Consider the following 3,265-nt stretch of genomic DNA (forward strand, 5'->3'; position numbering starts at 1 on the left):
GCGCGGCCGGCCGCGCCGGCGCCGTGACCTGCCCTGGAGGCAGTCGTCCCATGAGCCGCAGACTCTCCCGGCGCATACCGTCCCCATACAGGCGAATACCGTCCTCGTGCGGAGGCACCAACTCCCTCCGTACCGCCGCCGCCCTCCGTACCGCCGCCCGCCGGGCGGCCACCCTCGCCGCCTCCATCGCCCTCCTGGGCGGCGGCAGCGTCGGCCTGTCCACCCCCGTCGTCGCCGCTCCCGCCGCCCCCGCCGCCGCGCCGGCCTCGGTCGTCCTGGCGGGCACCTTCGACACCGAGCTGGGCTGCTCCGCCGACTGGCAACCCGACTGCGCCCAGGCGAAGATGACGCTCCAGGCCGACGGCCGCTGGAAGGCGTCGCTGAACCTGCCCGCGGGCAGCTACACCTACAAGGCCGCCGTCGACAACGGCTGGACCGAGAACTACGGCTCCGGCGGCGTCCCGGGCGGCACGGACATCTCCCTGACCGTGCCCTCCGGCGGCGAGAAGGTCGGCTTCGTCTACGACCCCGACACCCATGTCGTCACCGACGACTCGGCGATGCCGGTCGTCACCGCCGCCGGCGACTACCAGTACGGCCTCGGCTGCGCCGCGAACTGGTCCGCCGCCTGTACGACGACCACCATGACGGACCCCGACGGAACCGGCGTCTACACCTACACCACCACCGCCATCCCGGCCGGCGACTGGAACACCAAGGTCACCCTCGGCCGCTCCTGGGACACCAACTACGGCGCGGCGGGCGCCGCCGGCGGCGCGAACATCCCCTTCACGGTCCCGGCCGACGGGGCCCGTACGACCTTCTCCTTCAACTCCGCGACCCATCTGATGACCGTGGTGAGCAACCAGGGGGCCACCGCCCCGCTCAACACCCTGGGCGCGCTGTACACCTCGGCCGCCACCACGTTCCGCATCTGGTCGCCGGACAGCTCGAACGTCTCCGTGACCGTCGGCGGCGCGAGCCATGCCATGACGGCGACCTCCCTCAGCGGCTACACGGACGTCTACCAGGCCGTCGTACCAGGGGACTTGAAGGACCAGCCGTACCAGTTCTCGGTGGGCGGCGTCGCCGTACCCGACCCGTACGCGCAGATGGTCGAGCCCGGCACCACCCAGGGCGTCGTCGTGGACACCGCCGCCGTGGCCCCCTCCGCCGGCGGCTGGGGGCCCCGCCCGGCCCTGGTCAACCGTGAGGACGCGGTCGTCTACGAGTTGAGCGCCCATGACTTCACCGTCGATCCCAGCTCCGGCGTCGACGCGGCCGAGCGCGGCAAGTTCCTCGGCCTGGTGCAGACGGGGACGACGTACGACGGGGTGAAGACCGGCATCGACCACCTCAAGCAACTCGGGGTGACCGCCGTCCAGTTGATGCCGTCGTTCGACTTCGGCAGCACGGTGCCGAACTGGGGCTACGACCCGGTGGACTACAACACCCCGGAGGAGCAGTACTCGCAGTTCACCGCTCCCGAGGACCGGATCCGCGAATACAAGGACATGGTCGACCAGTTCCACCGGAACGGGATCCGCGTGATCATGGACGTGGTCTACAACCACACGTACACGAAGAGCGTGTTCGGGAACATCACCGGCAAGTACTACACCGGCACCGATCTGTCCGGCACCGGCAACTCGATCGACGACGGCAACCCGATGGTCAGCCGGATGATCCAGGACTCGCTGGAACACTGGGTCCGCGACTACGACGTCGACGGCTTCCGCTTCGACCTCGCGGGCGTCCACTACTACAAGGACGCCTACGACTGGGTGAATTACCTGGAGACCACCTACCCCGACCGCGACCTGATGTTCTACGGCGAACCGTGGAACGGCGGCGCCGGCGACCCGAACGAGGCGCAGAAGGTCCGTTACGGCACCCTGCCCGCGCTCGCCCCCGTCCACTTCGGCGCCTTCAACGGCGTCTACCGGGACGCCATCCGGGGCGGTACCGACGACAACGTCATGGGATTCATGGGCGGTTCGGGCAACCCGTCGGCCATCGCCTTCGGCCTGACCGGCTCACCCACCGACGCCGACAGCACCGCGCCCCTCTCCGACCTGTGGACGCCGGCCTTCGCCGACCGCCCGGACCAGACGATGAACTACGTCTCGATCCACGACAACCTCGACCTCTACGACAAGATCACCTACTCCGGCGCGACCGGCGGCGCCACCGGTACGGCCGGCCGCATCGACCGCCTCGCCGTCGGCACCGTCCTGACCTCCCAGGGCGTCCCCGTCATCGCCGAGGGCGACGAGTTCCTGCGCTCCAAGGTGGTGAACGGCGACTACGACACCGCCAAGAACTCCTACAACGCCCCCGACAGCGTCAACGCGATCCACTGGGGCGACAAGGTCACCAACGCGAGCGTCTTCACGTACTACCGCGACGCCATCGCCCTGCGCAGAGCCACCGCCGCCCTGCGGCTGACGACCTGGTCCGCGATCCACAACCAGCTGACCACGCAGGTCGACGGCTCAACGGTGATCGCCCGGATCAGCTCCGACCCCGGCGCTCCGACCACCCCGGACACGATCGTCGTCGCCAACCCGACGACCACGGCCTACGCCGCCACCCTTCCCTCCGGCACCTGGACCAAGGTCCTGAACTCTTCCGGCGCGACCTCCGCCACGGACACGTCCTGCGACCCCCAGTCGGTGACCGTCTTCACCCGAACCTGACCACCTCACCCGAGTGCCACGAGTTATCAGGCGTTCTATCCGTATTCGCACCTTTTGCCCCTCCATTCGTGCATCCTGGCCGCCGTGACGCCGTGAGAGGAGCACGTATGACAAGTCAATCCGGGCGAACCCCCAGGCGCAGACGGTGCGCCCTGGCGATGTCCCTGGCACTACCGGGCCTGCTCGCCGGCCTCACCACCCTCGCCACCGCGTCCGCCGCGTCCGCCGACACGGCACACAGGGCGGCGGTGACCGCGGGCGTCGAGCCCGCTGGCGGCGACGGCGATTACAGCGGCGGCCAGGGCGGCGGCGCGACCGGCCCGACGGGTCCGACCGGCCCCGCGGGCCCGGCGGGACCGGAAGGCCCCTCGGGTCCGGCGGGTCCTGCGGGTCCCTCCGGTCCGGCAGGACCGACCGGGGCGACGGGTGCGACCGGTGCGACGGGTGCGTCGGGCCCGATGGGACCGCAGGGCCTGCCGGGTATCCCGGGCGTCCCCGGTCCGGAGGGCTTGCCCGGCCTCCCGGGACCGGCGGGCCCCGCGGGCCCCGCGGGGCCCGCCGGTCCC

At 70.9% G+C, this 3,265-nt stretch carries 1 protein-coding gene; it reads left to right on the forward strand.

What is annotated here, in order from left to right:
• The first annotated feature begins 50 nt into the window (after positions 1-50).
• Positions 51-2,699 (forward strand): pullulanase X25 domain-containing protein, encoded by a 2,649-nt coding sequence (locus tag CCN72_RS35275; protein WP_086812451.1) that lies wholly within the window; start codon positions 51-53, stop codon positions 2,697-2,699.
• Positions 2,700-3,265 lie beyond the last annotated feature (566 nt).

This window comes from Streptomyces murinus (assembly GCF_002154555.1).
In the GTDB taxonomy this organism is placed as follows: domain Bacteria; phylum Actinomycetota; class Actinomycetes; order Streptomycetales; family Streptomycetaceae; genus Streptomyces; species Streptomyces murinus.

Coding starts and splice junctions, on each gene's coding strand:
- CCN72_RS35275 (WP_086812451.1), top strand. CDS start 51: ATGAGCCGCAGACTCTCCCGGCGCATACCGTCCCCATACAGGCGAATA.